The 18,110-nt window shown below is 68.7% G+C and carries 12 protein-coding genes; 9 read left to right on the forward strand and 3 right to left on the reverse strand.

Translation table 11 applies throughout. The features are described 5' to 3' along the window. The first annotated feature begins 1 nt into the window (after position 1). The 4 genes from ON19_RS37345 (at position 2) to ON19_RS37360 (ending at position 3,747) form a co-directional block, all read left to right on the forward strand. The gene (locus ON19_RS37345; protein ID WP_043704155.1) at positions 2–943 is read left to right on the forward strand and encodes a GlxA family transcriptional regulator; all 942 of its coding nucleotides are present in this window, start codon (positions 2–4) and stop codon (positions 941–943) included. 275 nt (positions 944–1,218) lie between these two features. Beyond that, complete coding sequence (locus tag ON19_RS37350) at positions 1,219–2,895, forward strand: S8 family peptidase (RefSeq protein ID WP_051169752.1); 1,677 nt, start codon at positions 1,219–1,221, stop codon at positions 2,893–2,895. Positions 2,896–2,899: 4 nt separating this feature from the next. Beyond that, a complete protein-coding gene (locus ON19_RS37355; protein WP_043704159.1) occupies positions 2,900–3,307 on the forward strand; it encodes a PIN domain-containing protein in 408 nt (135 codons plus the stop codon). An 89-nt stretch (positions 3,308–3,396) separates the two neighbouring features. Then, entirely contained in the window at positions 3,397–3,747 is a 351-nt protein-coding gene (locus tag ON19_RS37360) for a hypothetical protein (protein WP_043704163.1), read from the forward strand. Positions 3,748–3,819: 72 nt separating this feature from the next. Here ON19_RS37360 and ON19_RS37365 read toward each other — a convergent pair whose 3' ends face one another. Together ON19_RS37365 and ON19_RS37370 are read right to left on the reverse strand one after the other, a co-directional pair. After that, entirely contained in the window at positions 3,820–5,424 is a 1,605-nt protein-coding gene (locus ON19_RS37365; RefSeq protein WP_043704165.1) for an MDR family MFS transporter, read from the reverse strand. After that, positions 5,417–5,914 carry a MarR family winged helix-turn-helix transcriptional regulator gene (locus ON19_RS37370; protein WP_043704167.1) on the reverse strand — a complete coding sequence of 166 codons (498 nt, stop codon included), beginning with the start codon at positions 5,912–5,914 and terminating at the stop codon, positions 5,417–5,419. The genes ON19_RS37365 and ON19_RS37370 overlap by 8 nt, the downstream gene beginning before the upstream one ends. A gap of 317 nt (positions 5,915–6,231) precedes the next feature. Between ON19_RS37370 and ON19_RS37375 the strand changes: the two genes are divergently transcribed. From ON19_RS37375 to ON19_RS37390, 4 genes are all read left to right on the forward strand, one after another. Then, the gene (locus ON19_RS37375; RefSeq protein ID WP_227954889.1) at positions 6,232–7,875 is read left to right on the forward strand and encodes a fatty acyl-AMP ligase; all 1,644 of its coding nucleotides are present in this window, start codon (positions 6,232–6,234) and stop codon (positions 7,873–7,875) included. A gap of 30 nt (positions 7,876–7,905) precedes the next feature. Beyond that, entirely contained in the window at positions 7,906–8,172 is a 267-nt protein-coding gene (locus tag ON19_RS37380) for an acyl carrier protein (protein ID WP_043704173.1), read from the forward strand. Then, positions 8,169–12,464 carry a type I polyketide synthase gene (locus ON19_RS37385; RefSeq protein ID WP_043704175.1) on the forward strand — a complete coding sequence of 1,432 codons (4,296 nt, stop codon included), beginning with the start codon at positions 8,169–8,171 and terminating at the stop codon, positions 12,462–12,464. Before ON19_RS37380 ends, ON19_RS37385 begins: the two co-directional genes overlap by 4 nt. A 508-nt stretch (positions 12,465–12,972) precedes the next feature. Continuing rightward, positions 12,973–14,580, forward strand: coding sequence for a carboxylesterase/lipase family protein (locus tag ON19_RS37390; protein ID WP_051169753.1), 1,608 nt, complete (start codon positions 12,973–12,975; stop codon positions 14,578–14,580). Positions 14,581–14,702: 122 nt separating this feature from the next. On the opposite strand, the gene ON19_RS37395 is transcribed toward ON19_RS37390, so the two are convergent. Continuing rightward, a complete protein-coding gene (locus tag ON19_RS37395) occupies positions 14,703–15,269 on the reverse strand; it encodes a TetR/AcrR family transcriptional regulator (RefSeq protein ID WP_227954888.1) in 567 nt (188 codons plus the stop codon). Positions 15,270–15,415: 146 nt separating this feature from the next. Between ON19_RS37395 and ON19_RS39610 the strand changes: the two genes are divergently transcribed. Next, positions 15,416–17,893 (forward strand): 2Fe-2S iron-sulfur cluster-binding protein, encoded by a 2,478-nt coding sequence (locus ON19_RS39610; RefSeq protein WP_051169754.1) that lies wholly within the window; start codon positions 15,416–15,418, stop codon positions 17,891–17,893. Positions 17,894–18,110 lie beyond the last annotated feature (217 nt).

Raw genomic sequence — 18,110 nt, forward strand, 5'->3', positions numbered from 1 at the left:
CATGAGGTCATTGGCTGTACTGGCGGTCGACGACGTGATTCCGTTCGACCTCTCGGTTCCCATCGAGATCTTCGGCCGGGCCGTGCAGGAGGACGGCACTCCGGCGTACGAGGTGGAGGTTTGCGGCGTGCGCTCCGACGTTCCGTCGAAGTTCTTCGGGATCTCGTGTCTGCGCGACCTCGATTATCTCGAGGAGGAGGCCGGAACGATCATCGTGCCGGGATCGATGAGTTACCGGTCCCGGCCGTCGGATCGCTTGCGAAGGGCGTTGGTTCGCGCCCACGAGCGTGGGGCGAGGGTGGCATCGATTTGCCTGGGCGCGTTCACTCTCGCCTCGGTCGGACTGCTCGACGGGAGACGAGCGACGACACATTGGATGGCCGCCGCCGAGTTGTCGCGGAGCTATCCCCGGGTGCGAGTGGATCCCACGGTGCTGTATGTGGACAGCGGGTGCATCCTGACTTCGGCCGGTGCCGCGGCTGGGCTGGATCTGTGCCTCCACATGGTTCGGCGGGATTACGGGACCGCGGTGGCGGCGGCTACCGCCCGGCTCTCGGTGATGCCGCTGACCCGCGACGGGGGGCAGGCACAGTTCATCGCGGAACGCCCGCGCTCGGAGGCGGACAGCAAGTCCATCAATCCCACATTGGAGTGGGCGGACACGATGCTCGGTGAGAAGATCACTGTGCTGGATCTCGCGGAGCGGGCCGGAGTCAGCAAGCGCACGCTGATCCGGCGTTTTCAAGAGCAGGTCCGGATGACGCCGAACGAGTGGCTTCAGACCGCCCGGGTGCGCAAGGCGCAGGAGCTGCTCGAGACGACCATCCTCACGATGGAGTGCATCACCGATCGAACGGGGTTCGCTTCGGTGGCCGCGTTCCGGAAGGTCTTTCGCAAAACCGTGGGAGTGACGCCTCAGGCGTACCGGCGGGCCTTCCGCTGACCGTTCGCTCGGCCCGTCCGCGCGCCGGTCGTTCGCAGCCGGCGGCCGGGACTCGCCGTGGATCCAGACTCCGGATTCGCGGCGAGAATCCCCGGTCGGCCGGTTACTCGTGGGCCCACTCGAACCGAGCCTCTTCGCCGCCGGTGTGCGGTAGGCAGGACGACCCGAGCGGGTGCGCGGCGCTGGGCGCGAGCACCCGCGCTACTCGGGATTTCGTGTTGGCCGGAGTGCGGGTCATAGTTGGTGCTCGGGTCCCCACGACGAAGGAGATCACTATGCCCACCGCGAATTTCGGTACGAAGGATGATCCCGGCTTCGAGCTCGAGCAGAGTCCCGATCTGATCGTGGTGCGCACGCACAGTGGTCGCGGGATCCGGCGCCAGTCGGGATCGGTGCGCACACCGCTGAGTGGTGAACTCGAGGACGCGACACTGGTGCAGGCATACCCCGAGGCCGGGGTCGAGGTCTATCGGCTGCCCGCGGGCTCGAGGTCGGTGGAGGAACGCAAGCCGGTGCTCGATGCCGCGCCGGAAGTGCGGTTCGCCGGACATGTCCTGGTGGACCCGGGCACCGGGGAACCGGTGCTCTACACGGAGAACATCTTCGTGAAGTTCGTCGACCGCGTCGACGACCAGCATTGCCGCGCCGTCCTGGACGCGGCGAACCTGACTGTGAAGCAGTCGGTTTCGTATGCGACCAACGCCTACTTCACAGCGGCTCCCGAGGGCACCGGCCAGGAGGTCTTCGACATCGCCAATTCCCTGCTGAGCCGCGATGACGTCGAGTACTGCCATCCGGAACTGATCCGGCGCCGGGCCAGGAAGGCGATCTTCCCTCAGCAGTGGCATCTGAAGAAGACCACCATCGGTGGTGTCACGATCGACGCGCATGCGGGAGTGGAAGCCGCGCACGCGGTCACCCGCGGCGCCGGGGTGACGATCGCCGTCATCGATGACGGCGTCGACATCGACCACCCCGAGTTCGCCGGCGCCGCGAAGATCGTCGCGCCACGGGATGTCACAGCGAAGACCAGCGATCCGCGGCCCAAGGACACCTTCGGCACCGGCCCCGACAACGGTGACAACCACGGCACCGCGTGCGCGGGCGTGGCCTGCGCCAACGGCACGGCCGGAGCATCCGGGGTGGCGCCGGAGGCCGCGCTGATGCCGATCCGGCTCGCCTCCGGGCTCGGCTCGCAGGCCGAGGCGGACGCTTTCGCGTGGGCCGCCGATCACGGCGCCGACGTGATCTCGTGCAGCTGGGGGCCGGCCGACGGCAAGTGGTTCCAGCCGAACGATCCGGTGCACGACCGGGTGGCGGCGCTGCCGGCGAGCACCCGGTTGGCGATCGAGCACGCCGTCACCGCCGGACGCGACGGCAAGGGCTGCGTGGTGCTGTTCGCGGCGGGCAACGGCAACGAATCCGTCGACAACGACGGCTACGCGAGTTTCGGGAAGGTGATCGCGGTCGCGGCCTGTAACGACACCGGCACACGCAGTGTCTACAGCGATTTCGGCAAGGCGGTGTGGTGCGCGTTCCCCAGCAGCGATTTCGGGCACCGCCCCTTCGACCACCCTGATGCCCTGACACCCGGGGTCTGGACCGTGGACCGGCACGGAAAGGACGGCTACAACCCCGGTAAGACGGCATCCGGGGACGCGGCGGGCGACTACACCAACGACTTCGGCGGCACCTCCAGCGCGTGCCCTGGCGCCGCCGGGGTGGTGGCGCTGATGCTGTCGGTCAATCCGGATCTGGCCTGGAACGCGGTGAAGGACCTGCTGAAGGGCGCCTGCGACAAGATCGACCCGCAGGGCGGCGGCTATGGCGCGGACGGGCGCAGCGACAAGTACGGGTACGGCAGGCTGAACGCGCTCGCCGCGGTGCGGGCGGCTCGGCCCCCGGCGGCCGACGCCGCTACCGGTGCGGTGCTCACCGTGGGAGGAGAGTGAGACAGTGGCAGCGGACGGCGTCGCGCTGATCGTGGTGGACGCCGCGAATGTCGTCGGTTCGCGGCCCGACGGGTGGTGGCGTGATCGCTCCGGCGCTGCCCGGCGCCTGCTCGCGCGGATGCCGCGGCTGCGGGACCAGCTGGCCGAGCCCGCCGAGGTGGTCGTGGTGCTGGAGGGAGCGGCGAAGGCCGCGGTCGACGCGGCGGATCCGGAACCCGGCGGCGTGATCGTGGTGTTGGCGGACGGTTCGGGCGATGACGCGATCGTCGATGTGGTGGCCGCGGCTCGCGCGCAGGACGGCCGCCGCTCGATCACGGTGGTGACGGCGGACCGGGGGCTCCGTGACCGCGTGGCGGCGCTCGGGGCGGAGGTGGTCGGTCCGAGCCGGCTTCTGGACTGCCTCGGATCGTGACTCGGTCAGCGCCGGGAAGTCGGTATCGCCTTGATGACACCCGGCGTTTCAACCATCCGTCCAGTCCGTTTTGGGGCAGTCTGAGCGGTATGACCGCCTCCGACGTCGTGGGGATGCCGTTGCTCTACCTGGTCGAGATCTCCGAGCCAGGTTACTTCAATCGGCCGTGGTGGAAGATCGCCAGCACCGGCGCGCCGAGTCAGGTCCGGGCCGCGCTCACCGAACTGGCCGTCCGGGTCGAACGCGACATCCAGCGCGCCGGGGGCGGAGGCCGGTGCTGGTACCGCTACGACGTGCGGTGGTCCGACGGCGCGGTGCTGGAGTGTTTCCAGGGTGCGATCCGATCGGTGTTGATTCCCGGCGAGTTGCGCTGCCTGGCCGTCGCCCTGACCTCGGCGACGACCGTTGATCTGCGCACCGCCGAGCGCCCGCCGTACTGATTTCGCCGTCGTGCCGACGACGGGCGCCGCAGAGCCCCGACAGCGTCGGGGCTCTGCGCGTGGAACGGTAGCTCAGTCGAGCAGAGCCGGTTCCTTGACGGTGTGCGCGTTCTGCCGCACAGGATCGACGGCCGGATCGAGGTCGATCGTGCGGCGCAGCGGCCGGTTCGGCACCAGCGCCGCCGCGACGAGTGCGACAACCGTCGCGGCCGCCGCGATCAAGAAGATCCGCCCGGTCGCGTCACCGTAGGAGGCGCGCACGATGGTCGCGATCGGCGCGGGCAGAGCGTCCAGGTCCAGATTGCTGCCGCCGGAGGACTCGGTCCGGATGCCGAGTTCGGAGAACCCCTTCGCGGACAACTCGCTGACCCGGCCGGCCAAGACCGACCCCAGCACCGAGACTCCGATGGCGCCGCCGAAGGTGCGGAAGAAGGCGACACTGCTCGACGCGGCGCCGATGTTGTGCACGCTCACCGTGTTCTGCACGGCCAGAACGAGGTTCTGCATCATCATTCCGACGCCGAGCCCGACGACGGTGATGTACGCGCCGACCAGCCACAGGCTCGTCGCGTGGTCGATCGTCGAGAGCAGCCCGAATCCGGCCACCAGCAGCGCGGCTCCGGTGACCACGAAACCCTTCCACTTGCCGCGCCGGGTGATCAGCTGGCCGGAGCCGACCGAGGCGATCAGCATGCCTGCCACGAGTGGGATGGTCAGCACGCCGGCCGCGGTCGGGGAGTAGCCGCGCGCGGTCTGGAAGTACTGGCCCAGGAAAGTGGTCGCGCCGAACATGCCGATACCGACCGCGATGGAGGCGATGATCGCCAGGCCCGTAGTGCGTTCGGTGACGATCGGCAGCGGGATGATCGGCGACTCGGCGCGGGACTCGACCCACACCGTCGCGATCAGCAGCAGTACGCCGGAACCGACATAGATCGCCGATTCGGGCGAGATCCAGTGGTAGTAGCCGGCTTTTCCGGCGAACGACACCCAGATGAGCAGCACCGACACACCGCTGGTGAGCAGTGCCGCACCGAGCCAGTCGATCGACACCCCGTCCTTGCGATCGGTGGGAAGCCGCAGCGTCCGCTGCACCAGCGCCGACGCGATCACGGCCAGCGGCACGCACACGAAGAAGCACCAGCGCCAGCCCAGCGGGCTGTCGACGATGACACCGCCGAGGATCGGTCCGCCGGACATCGAGACCGCCATCACGGCGCCCATGTAGCCGGAGTAGCGCCCTCGTTCACGCGGGGCGACGATGGAGCCGATGATCGCCACGACGAGCGCGGTCAACCCGCCCATGCCGATGCCCTGGACGACGCGCGCGACCAGCAGCAGCGGGACGTTGTGGGCGAATCCGGCGATGATCGAACCGGCCACGAAGATGACGATGGCCGACTGGACCAGCGCCTTCTTGTTGAACAGGTCGGCGAATTTGCCCCAGATCGGCGTGGACGCCGCGTTGGCCAGCAGCGCCGAGGTGATGACCCAGGTATAGGCGGTCTGCGAGCCCTGGAGGTCGCCGATGATGGTAGGCAGCGCGGTGGCGACGATCGTGGTGCTCAGCAGCGCCGTGAACAACGCCGCGAGCAGCCCCGTCATCGCTTCCAGGACTTCGCGGTGGGTCATCGCGTACGGGTCGCGTCGCGTCACCGACTCCACTGAACTAGACATCTACTTCCTGACTCTCTTTCGAAACCGGCTGGTGCGCGCCGACCGCGATGCTCTGCGCGTGCGTGGTCAGTGCGTCGCGAAGCTTTTGCACGGCGACGCAGGCCTGCTCGGCGTCGTCTTCGCTCCAGTCCGCTAGGACGTTCTGCAACCCCCGCGCCCGCGACCCCCGCACGCGGTGCAGCAGATCGCGGCCTTCGTCGGTCACCCGGATGAGGGTGGCCCGGCCGTCGGTGGGATCGGCGTGCCTGCTGATGTAGCCCGCGGCGACGAGTTCGGTGACGTGCCTGCTGAGGGCGCTCGGGCTGATGCACAGGTCCACGGCCAGGTCCACTTGCCTGCACGAGCCCTTGGACTCGAGCGTGCCCAGCACCCCGATGCCACCCGGAAGCAATTGCCCTTCCTCGGGGTGTGCGAGCACGGTGCGGATCGCCCGGCCCATCAGATAGAGCTCTTTGATCAGGCTCTGAGCCGTATCGGGTGAGACTGCCATGTCCGCTCCAGACGAAATAAGTTGCTTGCGCTATGCAACTATAAAGTAATTGCTTGTGCTAAGCAACTAGTAGGTCTGACGTCTGTCCCCTGGTCGATGGGCGGAGGTGTGTGGAGGGCGCAACAGATTTGCGGCTATCGAACTGCGCAAAGGCGGGCGCCCACCCACCCCAGGGTGGGCCGGTGCCCACCCCTGGGTTTGCTGGATGCTCCCTGAGGCCCCTGGTTATGCGGTTGTGAACGGCGGACAGTAATAGCTGACACCAATCCCGATTGCCGCGAAGGAACCACGAGATGCAGCCGACTTTCGTTCACCACATGAGGCAGCAAGTTGCCGAATATGGGAATACCAGGTCGTACACCTACCTTCGTGAGACCGGCCGCGAGCTCGGTGAAGAGATCCTCACCTACCGTGAGCTCGACCGTGACGCCAGAGCGTTCGCCGCCTGGCTCGCGGGCCGTCCGGAGTCGGCGGAGCCGGTCGTGCTTCTCTATCTCGACGGTATGGCGTTCTTGCGGGCGTTTCTCGGCTGTCTGTACGCAGGAGTCGTGGCCGTCCCCGCGCCCGTGCCGCACGACGCAGGCAGTGCCCGACGAGTAGCGGGTGTGATCGCGGATTGCGGCGCCCGATTGGTGCTCACGACCGCGCACTTTCAGCCGCTCGTCCAAGCAGCCACGTCCGCGGCCGTGATCGCGACCGACGAGCCGCTCGGGGATCCCGACGCGTGGCGGATGCCCGACATCGACGCGGCGACGATCGCGTTCCTGCAGTACACGTCAGGGTCGACCGGCACTCCGAAGGGTGTGGTCGTGACGCACGGCAATCTCGTGCACAACGAGGCCGCCATCACCGCGGGCGGATTGAACGCCGCTGGGACCGGTGTCAGTTGGCTCCCGCACTTCCACGACATGGGCCTGATCGGTTTGCTGCTCGGATCGGTGTACGCCGGTGCCAACTTGGTGTTCATGGCGCCGACGACGTTCCTCAAGCGTCCGGTGCGCTGGCTGCAAGCCATCGACAAGTACCGCGCGACCTACACCGCGGCACCGAATTTCGCCTACGACCTGATCGCTCGCCGGGTGACCGACGAGCAGCTGGCCGCTCTCGATCTCAGCAGCCTCGAGATCGCTATCAGCGGCGCAGAACCGGTCCGCGAGCCAACCATGGCAGCGGTGATCGAACGGTTCGCGTCCGCCGGCTGGCGGCCGACGACGTTTCGGCCGGCCTACGGCCTCGCCGAGGTGACGTTGCTCGCCAGCGCGCGAACGGTACCTTCGGCGCCCGTCTACCTGGACGTCGGACGCGATACGCGGCTCGTCGGCTGCGGGCCCGCGGCCCGTGGCCTCGACATCCGCATCGTCGACCCGCATCGGCGCCGACAGCTGCCGGAGAACACTGTCGGCGAGATCTGGATCCGCGGCGAGAGCGTCGCCGCGGGCTATTGGAACCGCGCTGACGAGACCCGCGAAACCTTCGACGCCCACCTCGGTACCGAGGGGCCTTTTCTGCGCACCGGTGATCTCGGGCTGCTGCATGAGAACGAGCTGTTCATCGCGGGCCGCCACAAGGATCTGTTGATCATCAACGGCCGCAACGTCTACCCCCAGGACATCGAGGAGCTGGTCCGCGAACTGCATCCGGCGTTCGCCGACAGCGCCGGCGTCGCCGTATCCGTCGACGCGGGCGGCCGCGAACGGCTTGTCGTGCTGCAGGGTGTCAAGACGGCGCGGCTAGGCGACACGACATTCGCCGAACTGACCTCGGCGATCAAGATCGCGATCGCCCGCCGGTTCGATGTGCCCGCGCCGAATGTCGTTCTCGTCGCGCCCCGATCGGTACACCGCACCACCAGCGGCAAGGTCCAGCGCAGCTCGATGCGGCAGGCGTTCATCCAGGATCGCGTCGCGGGTGTCCTGCACGAGGATCTCGAACCGGTGCTGAGCCGGACCCTGACCGCCTGACCGATCCACCCCCAGCCGAGGAGCCGAAACATGTTCAGCACCACCGCCATTCGCCCGAGCACGATCCAGGATTGGCTCATCGAGCGCGTGGCAGACTACACCGAACGCGCACCCCACCACGTGGATCCGGTCGTCCCGCTCGCCGAGCTGGGCTTGGACTCCGTCTCCGCGGTGAACCTGTGCGGCGAGATCGAGGACCGCTGGTCGCTCGAGGTCGACCCGGTGCTGGTCTTCGACTACCCCACCATCGCCGACATCGCCGCGTACCTCGCCGCCGAATTCACCCTCGCCGCATGACCGATATCGCCATCGTCGGCCTCGACTGCCGATTCCCGCAAGCACCCGATCCGGCCGCGCTGTGGCGGCTGCTGATCGATGGACGAGACGTGATCTCCGAAGTTCCGGCGAGCCGCTGGAACGCCGCCGACTTCCACGACCCGGCCGGTGCGCCCGGCACGATCAACACCCACAGCGGAGGCTTCCTCGACGACGCGGACGCGTTCGACGCCGACTTCTTCGGCATCGCCCCGAGTGAAGCCGAAACGATGGATCCGCAACAGCGGTTGCTGCTGCAAACCACCTGGCGGGCCTTCGAAGACGCGACGCTGGACCCGCGTGCCGAAGCCGGGTCGCGTACCGGGGTCTACGTCGGCGTGATGGCCAACGAATGGGCCAACTTGCAGATGAGCGACTATGCCGCGATCACCCCGCAGCACGGCTCCGGCAACGGATACTTCATGACCGCCAACCGGCTGTCCTACCAGTTCGACCTGAAAGGACCGAGTGTCGCGGTCGACACGGCCTGCTCGTCCTCGCTGGTCGCGATCCATCTTGCTTGCGGCGCACTGGCTTCCGGGGAATGCGATCAGGCGATCGCCGGTGGTGTCAACCTCGTGCTCACGCCCGCGGTCGGCGTCTTCTACACCCAGGCCGGTCTCTCCGCGCCGGATGCCCGGTGCAAGCCGTTCAGCGGCAACGCCGACGGGATAGTGCGCGGCGAGGGCGTCGCGGTGCTCGTACTACGGCGCCTCGCCGACGCGCAGGCGGCGGGTCTGCCGATCTACGCGGTGATCAAGGGCAGCGCGGTCAATTCGGATGGGCGCAGCAACGGCATCACGGCGCCGAACCGGTGGGCGCAGCAGCAGGTGATCGGCGAGGCGTGCGAGCGCGCCGGGGTACGGCCGGCGGAAGTGGACTTTCTCGAGGCCCACGGCACCGGGACCGTGCTCGGCGACATGATCGAGGTCAACGCGCTGGGACAGCTGCACGCGCGCGACCGGCGGAGGCCCTGCGCGATCGGGTCGATCAAGGGCAACCTCGGTCACACCGAGGGCGCCGCGGGAGTGGCGGGCCTGATGAAGGTGGCCCTGAGCTTGCGGCACGGTGTCGTCCCTCCGTCGAGGTTCGCCGAGCAGGAGAACCCGCGGCTGCGGATGTCCCAGCAGGGTTTGCGCCTGCTCACCGAACCGATGCCGCTGGACGGCCCCGGCTACGGGGCAGTCAGCAGCTTCGGCATCGGCGGCACCAACGCCCACGTCGTGCTGGGCAGCGCTCCCGTCGCCGAGACGTCCGCGGCATCCGGCGGCGGCGTGCTCACGCTGTCGGCGAACGACGCGGAGGGGTTGCGGCGCAACGCACATCGCCTTGCCGATGCCCTCGCTGCGACCCCGCAGAATCGATTCGCGCAACTGTGCTGGACGAGCAACCGGGTCAAGTCGTCCGGTCGCGCCCGGCTCGCCGTCGTCGCGGCCGATCGTGACGCGGCGATCGCGCAGCTGCGCGACGGCGCGGAAACCGGTGTCGCCGCACCGATCAGCGTCGGCTGGATGTTCACCGGACAGGGCTCGCAATTCGCGGGAATGGCGCGCGCGCTGGACGCGAGCAGTCCGTTGTTCCGCGATGCGCTGACTGTGGTCGACCAGGCCATAACCTCCCATCTCGGTCGCTCGGTGCGCGCGCTGATGCTCGACGAGCACACCGCGATCGACCGCACCGAACTCGCGCAGCCATCGATCTTCGCGATGGAGTACGCGCTGGCCAAATCGCTCGCCGACGCGGGCGTCCGCCCTACCTGGTTGATCGGGCACAGCATCGGCGAACTCGCGGCCGCGGCGGTGGCGGGGGTGTTCGATCTGGACGACGCGTGCCGGCTCGTCGTCGCACGCGGACGGCTGATGCAGCAGCTGCCCGACGGCGGAGCGATGCTCGCCGTGCGGGCGGACCCGGCCGACGTCGCCGGGCTGCTCGCCGACCGGCCGGAGGTCGCGCTCGCCGCCGTCAACGGCCCGAGCGAGGTCGTGCTGTCCGGCGCGGCGCCGGCGATCGGCTGGATCCGGGACGCGCTCGCGGAGCGCGGAATACGAGCCAAGGCGCTGAACGTTTCGCACGCGTTCCACAGCCCACTGATGGAGCCCGTGCTCGAACAGTTCCGGGCCGTTGCCCGCGAATGCACCTACCGGGCGCCGGCTGTTCCGCTCTACTCGACCGTGCACGGGCGGCTGCTCGACGAAAACGAGGCGATGGACGCGGAGTACTGGACCGAACATGTCCGCGCCACCGTGCGCTTCGGCGACGCCATCCGGATCGCCCTCGGCACCGAGCCCAGCCACGTCGTCGAGATCGGGCCGCGCCGTGTGCTGACCGCGCTCGTCGGCCGGGCCCGCCCGGATATGGCCGCGCGTTGCCTGGCACCCAGCCCGGGGCCCGGCGCGACGGGCGGCGAACTCGCCGGCACCGTCGCCGCGCTGTACCGCGACGGGCTCGACCCCGACTGGGACCGGCTCTACGAACCGGCCCAGCGTGTGCGCCGCAGGCTGCCCGGGTACGAGTTCTCCACCGAGCACCGGTTCTGGGTCGAACCGTGCACGGCCCGAACACCTTCCGTACCAACCGAGGAAACCTCCATGGACCACGTGATCGCCCTTTTCCGCGAGCAGAACGCCGTGCTGGCCGGTCTCGTCGGCGCCTCGTCCGCCGCACCGCAGCCCGCGGGCGCCGTGCCGGTGGTAGCGCAGGATCTCGCTGCGCGGCGTGTGGCGGGGCAGTCGGCCGTTGCGCACGAGCCGATGGCCCCGTCGGTGGTGGCCGGTGTGGTTCGGGCGGAATTCGCAAGGGTGAGCGGATTCCCGGTCGATCGGTTGCGCGATGCCCAAACCTTGGGCGACGACCTGGGTTTCGATTCGCTCATGCTGACCGATCTGATCGCCGCGCTCATTCGCAAGCTGCCCGGACTGACCGTCGACCCGGCCCGGTTCACGCCCACGACGACGCTCGGCGGCGTGATTGCGTACGTCACGACCCAACTGGGTGGGCAAGTCCCCGACGCGGCCGACCGCCACCCGGTGATCGAGTCCTGCGAACCCCGCCAGGTGGTCGTCGAGCCGGAGTACCGCATCTCCGATTTCGCGGAGGTGAAGGCGATCGGCGATCGGCTCTCCGGCGTCGAGACGCTCGGGTTGTCCAATCCCTACTTCTTGGTCAACGACGGCATCACGCAGGACACCTCGGTCATCGACGGCGCCTCCGTGGTCAACTTCTCCAGCTACAACTACCTGGGGCTGTCCGGTCACCCGGCCGTCATCGCCGCCGTGCAGGACGCGGTGGCGCGCTACGGCAGCTCGTGCTCGGCCAGCCGGATCCTCTCCGGCGAGAAGCCGGTGCATCGCGAACTCGAGGCCGAACTCGCGGCCCTGCTCCGCACCGAGGACGCCATCGCACTGGTCGGCGGCCACTCCACGAACGTCACCATCATCGGGCACCTGGTCGGGCCGGAGGATCTCGTGATCCACGACAGCCTCGCGCACGACAGCATCATGCAGGGCTGCAAACTGTCCGGCGCGACCCGCCGTCCGTTCCCGCACAACGACCACGCCGCCCTCGACGAACTGCTCACCGAGATCCGCCATCAGTACCGGCGCGTGCTGATCCTGATCGAAGGTGTCTACAGCCAGGACGGCGACATCCCCGATCTGCCCGCCATCATCGCGGTGAAGAAGAAGCACAAGGCGCTGTTGATGATCGATGAGGCGCACAGCGTCGGCGTGCTCGGCGCGGGCGGCGGTGGCATCGGCGAATACTTCGACGTCGATCGCGGCGACGTCGAGTTGTGGTCGGGCACGACCTCGAAGGCGCTCGCCGGTTGCGGTGGCTATGTCGCGGGCAGCGCGGAGCTGATCCGATTCCTGAAATACACGACTCCCGGATTCGTCTACAGCGTCGGCATGACGCCGATGAACGCGGCCGCCTCGGCCGCGGCGATCCGGCAGTTGCGGGCCGACGGTGACCCGCTGGAACGCCTTCGCCACAACTCCCGGCTGTTCCTGCAGTTGGCCAGGGACGCGGGCATCGACACCGGCGACAGCCACGACACGCCGATCATCCCGTGCATCGTGGGCGACTCGCTGAAGACGTTGAAGCTGTCGAACGCGCTGCTGCGCCGCGGCATCAACGTCAACCCGATCCTGTATCCCGCAGTGCCGGAAGACCTTGCGCGCCTGCGTTTCTTCGTCACCGCCTGCCACACCGAAGATCAGATCCGCGACACCGTGAAGATCCTCGCCGAGGAACTCGCACAACTCGCGGACAGCTGAGCCGCGGCCGGTCGGCAGCGGCCGCCCGCGCGTTCGATGTGAGTGCGCAGCCGGTGCGGCCCGTCGACGGCGTGGTACGACCGGCTCCGGCGTAGCTCCCGTCGGCCCGCCCCCGGGTTACTGGTGTGCGCGGGCGGAGGCGGTGTGCCGAGCGCCTTGGGCCGGGAGGTGCCGGGATCGCTGTAGCATCGGTCCGGACGCCATTGCTCCAGTTCGGGCCGCTCGCGGTGCCGCTGGGCCGGTCGCCGATGAGGGCGGGTTGCGGCAGGCCGTCGGTGGGTCGGAGCCCTGCGTAGGAGCGTGTTCGACCGGATCTTTCGTACAGGCCGCGGGTGATTCGCCGGGTGAGGGTTCGAGCGGTGATCGGGCTCGTTTCATGTGCGACTTTCGGCCTCTTACTCGATAGTGGCCCACGCCCGTGCCGATCGCTGTCGGCTACCGCGGCGGACGAGGCCGTAAGCCTTCGCGCCGTCGACCGTAGCGACCGCATCGGAGGTAGTGGACAGCCATGATTCGCTCGCTCGTGCGAACCGCGACCGCTCTGACGGTCGCCACCGGTTTGTGGTTCGCGGGTACTCCGGCGCCCGTGGTCGGGGCGGCGCCGCCTGCGGTGTTCGTGACCGGCGGCGAGATCTCCGGCCGCGCCGCCGACGGAGTCGTCGAATACTTCGGCATCCCGTTCGCCGCACCCACCGGGGGCGAAGCGCGGTTCGCGCCGCCGCGCCCCGTACCGCCGTGGCCCGGCGTGCGCCCTGCGCGCGACCACGGACCGCAGTGTCCGCAGAACGGATATCTGCCCGGCCTACCGCCGCTCGGACCCACCAGCGAGGATTGCCTGACCATCGACGTGTACGCGCCGGACCGTGCCCGCGACCGCCCGCTGCCCGTCATGGTGTTCTTCCACGGCGGCGGGTATCTCAGCGGCTCCAACACCGAATACGACGGGCCCACCCGGATGGCCGCCGACGGCGACGTCGTCGTGGCCATCCCCAACTACCGCCTCGGACCGTTCGGCTTCATGTCGCTCCCGGAACTGTCGGCCGAATCCGGCGGCGCCACCGGAACGGTCGGCATCCAGGACCAGCAAGCCGCGCTGCGGTGGGTGCGCGACAACGCGCACGCCTTCGGTGGCGATCCGGGCAATGTCACGATCTTCGGCGAGTCGGCCGGCGGCGTGAGTGTCTGCACACACTTCGCCGCACCCGGCTCCGACGCTCTGTTCGCCAAGGCGATCATCCAGAGCGGTCCCTGCGCACAAGCGCCCCTGGCCCCCGGCGATCGTGACGCCGCTTTCGCGCGCTCGCAGCGCTACGCCGACAGCGTCGGATGCGGCGATGCCGCGACCCGGCTGGCCTGCCTGCGCGCACTGCCCGTAGCGACGCTCCTGGACGCGTCGAGCGTCCAATCCGACGGGCGAACTCCGATCTGGACGCCCAGCATCGACGGCGTCGTCATCACGCGGACACTGGACGAGGGCCTGGTGGGGGACGCACGGAAGACGCCGATCATCGTCGGGACCACCAGCGGGGAAGGTGCGCTGATGGTCGCCGAAACCGACTATGCCCTCGGCCACGTCCCGGACGCGGAAAGCTACGAACGTTACGTGCGCCAATCTTTCGGCGTCCACGCCGATCGAGTCCTGGCCCGATATCCGCTCGACCGATACCCCTCCCCGGCGGCTGCCCAGATCGCGGTGATCACCGACAGTGGGCTCGCCTGTCCCACGCTGGCCACCAGCCGAACGGCGCGCGATGCCGGGCATCCGCTGTGGCAGTACGAATTCGATCAGGCGCCACTCGGTGACGCCAATCCTGTTCTGCCCGGCGCCTTTCACTCCGCCGAGCTGTTGTATCTGTTCACCAGATTCATGGGCGTGCCGATTCCCTGGACCGGTGCGTCCGCCGCTTTCGCCGCGCAAATGCAACGATGGTGGACCACCTTCGCCCATACCGGTGACCCGAACGCTCCGGGTTCCCCCGAATGGTGGGCCTGGCCGGAGCCGACCGGGCACAGCTCCGACGGGCCCGCGCTGGTCATGCGGGCGACCGGAAGCTACATGACCGACGACTTCGCCACCCGGCACGACTGTGCGTTCTGGTCCGAACTCGCGCGTTGAACCCGCGATGAACCGGCGCCGCGGAGGATCGTTGTCGAGCGGGCGGACGAGGCCTGGAGAAAGTGGAACTGTCTGCTCAGTTCGTCTCAGTCTCTGGCTGCGTGCAGGCGGCGGCCGTCGCGCTACCGGGTGATCGCCCGCGCTACTGTGTCGGCTATCTGCTCGTCGGTGAGCTCGCTGCGCTCGATGAGCGCATGCGAGAGCACGGTGCGAACGACGACTTCGGCCGCCTGGGCCGGCGACAACCTGAGTGTCGAGTCGTCGCGAGCCGCGATCACGGGCGCCGCGATGGCCGCGACGGTCTCGACCAGGTTGAGTTCCGAGTCGCCGTGGGTGATGGCGACGTCGAGGAGCCGGGCAGGCTCATGGCGGCGAATGTAGCTGAATGCAGCGTGTTTTCGCAGGTAACGCAGTGCGAAGAGGGTGCAGGCGCGGGCCATCTCCGCGGCGGGTGCGAAGACGTCTATCTCCTGGTAGGCGGCTGCTGCCATTCGCCCGATCTCGCTGCGGCCCACGGCGGAGATCAGGCCGTCCTTGTCGCCGAACTCGCGGTAGGCGGTGGCGCGCGAGACGCCCGCGCGCTCGGCCACCGCGCTCAGCGTCAGGTTGTCGAGTCCGCTCGCTGCGATCAGTGCGACCGCCGCGTCGAGCAGCGTTTCCGACGACCGGGTGGAGGAAGTCATGGCCATTTCTACCTCCCTGGGCGGCATCCGTCGTTGCGGATGTTCGATAGCTGAGACTAACGTAGCCAAATATCTCAGTTCTCGTCGCGACTCGGCCGAGCATGTCCGACCGGGACTGCGGAGTCCGTGGACGACGACGCCGGAGGGCAGCGATGACGATTACCGAGCGAGCGATCACCCGCCGCGGGCACGCGGTGGTGCTGGGCGCGAGCATGGGAGGACTCCTCGCGGCGCGGATCCTCAGCGACAGCTTCGAGCAGGTCACCGTAATCGAGCGAGACGATCTGTCCACGCCGGGTGACCGGCGCGGGGTGCCGCAGGGCAGGCACGTGCACGCACTGCTCGCGCGTGGCAAGCAAGTCATGGAGGAGCTGTTCCCCGGCATCACGGACGAGTTGCTGGCCGACGGCGCCATGGAGTGCCGGTCGTTGACGCAGATGCGGATGACCGTCGCCGGGCACACGCTCCGGCGATCCGACGGTGGCTACTCGCTTCTGCAGGCCAGTCGCCCGTTCCTGGAATGGCGCGTGCGCAACCGGGTCCGCACGCTGCCGAACGTCGAACTGGCCGACCGCCGTGCCGCCGTGGGACTGCTCGTCGACGCGGACCGAACGCGGGTCACCGGGGTGCGGATCATGCCGGAGGACGCCACGGTGGCGCGCGAGGTCCGCGCCGATCTGGTGGTGAGCTGCCTGGGGCGGCACGGTCCGGTTGGCGACTGGCTCGCCGCTCTGGGCTACGAACGCCCGGCCGAGGAGGGGGTGCGGATCGACATGATGTACGCGAGCCGTTATGTGCGGCTTCCGGTGGGCGCTCTGAGCGGCGACAGGGAGATCGTGATCGCGAATCAGAATCCCGCGCGAGGTCTGGCGCTGTTCGCGGTGGAGGGCGGAACGCACATCCTCACCTTGATCGGCTACGGAAAAGACCACCCGCCGACCGATTCCGAGGGCTTCTGGCGGTTCGCCGCTTCGGTGGCGCCGCCGGACGTGCGCGAGGCGCTGCTCGACGCCGAACCGCTCACCGGGATCAGCACCTACCGGTATCCGGCCAACCAGCGCCGACGCTACGAGCGGCTGTCCCGGTTTCCGCTGGGGTTGCTGGTCCTCGGTGACGCGGTCTGCAGTTTCAGCCCGGCATTCGGCCAGGGCATGACCGTCTCCGCGCTGCAGGCCGTGGCGTTGCGCCGCGTGCTCGCGCAGGGGGACGACGATCTGGCCCCTCGCTTCTTCCGCGCCGCCGCCCGCGCGATCGACGACGCGTGGATGATCACGAAACTGTTCGACTCGGCCATGCCCCACGTGGATGCCGGAGGGCGGGTCCGGATGCGGGCGCTCGGTGTGCTGGCGAGGCTGGCCATGGCCGTCGGTGCACAGGATGCGGTGGTGGCGCGGCAGATCGCACGCATCGCCGGGCTCCTGGACAGTCCGGGGGCCGTGCTGAATCCAGCCCTCGTGGTCCGCGCGGCAAGGGGTTCGGCGGCGGCCGGGGTGGAAAAACTGCGTGAGCTCGGACAGTTGGCGGCCGAGTCGGTCGGCACGGAGGAGTTCGACCCGATTCCCCAGGGACCCGCGCGGGGTTTCCACCGGCTGGCGGTGCGATCGATCGTCCCCGCCGGCGCCGACAGCGTCCTGGTCGAATTCGACGTTCCCGCGCAGCTCGCCGGTCGGTATGCCTTCGCGGCAGGCCAGCATCTCGTCGTGCGGGGGACACATGCGGGACAGCAGATCCGGCGTAGCTATTCGCTGTGTGACGCCGCGGGTTCCGGCAGGGTGCGGATCGGGGTCAAGCGACGGTCGGGCGGAGCGTTCTCCGGCTACGCCCTCGACCGTCTGACCGTCGGGACGGCCTTGCATGTGTCCGAGCCCGCGGGCAGGTTCACGCCGGAGCTGGATCCCGAACGTGCGCGCACCTACGCCGCGGTGGCGGCGGGCAGCGGCATCACGCCGATCGCATCGATCATCGCCACCACTCTCGAAACCGAGCCGGACAGCACGTTCACCCTGCATTACGGCAGCCGGGACAGCGAACACGTCATGCTGGCCGATCAACTCGCAGCGCTCGCGGACCGTTTCGCGGGCAGGCTGCGCGTCATCCACCACCTGTCCCGGCAGCGACCGCCGGCGATGCCCCGGGACGGCGCGGGCGTGGCCTACCGCCACGGACGCGTGGCGGCGGCCGAGATCGCCGAGCAGGACGCCGACCAATGGTTCCTGTGCGGTCAGAAAGAGCTGGTCGCAGCGGTGGTCTCGGCTCTGGGGCGGCGTGGCGTGGAGAAGTCCCGGATCATGCTCGAGCTGTTCGAGACGGATGCTCCCGTGCTGTCCGCGCCGGTGGCCAACGCTCCGACCAGCCGTGTGACCCTCACCGGGCACGGCGAAGACCTGCTGTTCGAAATGGCGCGGGGCCCGGCCATCCTGGAGGCGGCGCTACGTCATCGGGCGGACCTGCCCTACTCCTGTCTCGGCGGCTCGTGTGGAACCTGCCTGGCGACAGTCGAATCCGGGCTGGTCACCATGGACCCCGACCCGCTCTCGGCCCTCACCGAGCAGGAGATCGCCCGAGGTCAGGTGCTGGCATGTCGCGCGACTCCTGTTTCGGCCGAGGTGACGCTGCGCTTCGGCGAATAGGTGCCCGGCATGAAAAGCGTTTCACTGCGGTTCTTTTCGGCGTTCGGCGCGGAGCGGGTATTGCTGTGCTCGATGCGCTGGGCTAAGGTCGTCGGCATGACTGCCGGGTCGGCGACGCGCCGTACACAGAACGGTTACCCGGCCGCGCGGTGATCATCCGGCGGGCCAGGGGCCCGCCCGCCTTCTTCACGAAATCCCGAGTACTACAGGGACATCG

Source organism: Nocardia abscessus NBRC 100374 (assembly GCF_000308455.1).
Taxonomy (GTDB): domain Bacteria; phylum Actinomycetota; class Actinomycetes; order Mycobacteriales; family Mycobacteriaceae; genus Nocardia; species Nocardia abscessus.

Coding starts and splice junctions, on each gene's coding strand:
- ON19_RS37360 (WP_043704163.1), top strand. CDS start 3,397: ATGACCGCCTCCGACGTCGTGGGGATGCCGTTGCTCTACCTGGTCGAG.
- ON19_RS37365 (WP_043704165.1), bottom strand. CDS start 5,424: ATGTCTAGTTCAGTGGAGTCGGTGACGCGACGCGACCCGTACGCGATG.
- ON19_RS37385 (WP_043704175.1), top strand. CDS start 8,169: ATGACCGATATCGCCATCGTCGGCCTCGACTGCCGATTCCCGCAAGCA.
- ON19_RS37395 (WP_227954888.1), bottom strand. CDS start 15,269: ATGGCCATGACTTCCTCCACCCGGTCGTCGGAAACGCTGCTCGACGCG.
- ON19_RS37375 (WP_227954889.1), top strand. CDS start 6,232: ATGAGGCAGCAAGTTGCCGAATATGGGAATACCAGGTCGTACACCTAC.
- ON19_RS37345 (WP_043704155.1), top strand. CDS start 2: ATGAGGTCATTGGCTGTACTGGCGGTCGACGACGTGATTCCGTTCGAC.
- ON19_RS37370 (WP_043704167.1), bottom strand. CDS start 5,914: ATGGCAGTCTCACCCGATACGGCTCAGAGCCTGATCAAAGAGCTCTAT.
- ON19_RS37380 (WP_043704173.1), top strand. CDS start 7,906: ATGTTCAGCACCACCGCCATTCGCCCGAGCACGATCCAGGATTGGCTC.
- ON19_RS39610 (WP_051169754.1), top strand. CDS start 15,416: ATGACGATTACCGAGCGAGCGATCACCCGCCGCGGGCACGCGGTGGTG.
- ON19_RS37350 (WP_051169752.1), top strand. CDS start 1,219: ATGCCCACCGCGAATTTCGGTACGAAGGATGATCCCGGCTTCGAGCTC.
- ON19_RS37390 (WP_051169753.1), top strand. CDS start 12,973: ATGATTCGCTCGCTCGTGCGAACCGCGACCGCTCTGACGGTCGCCACC.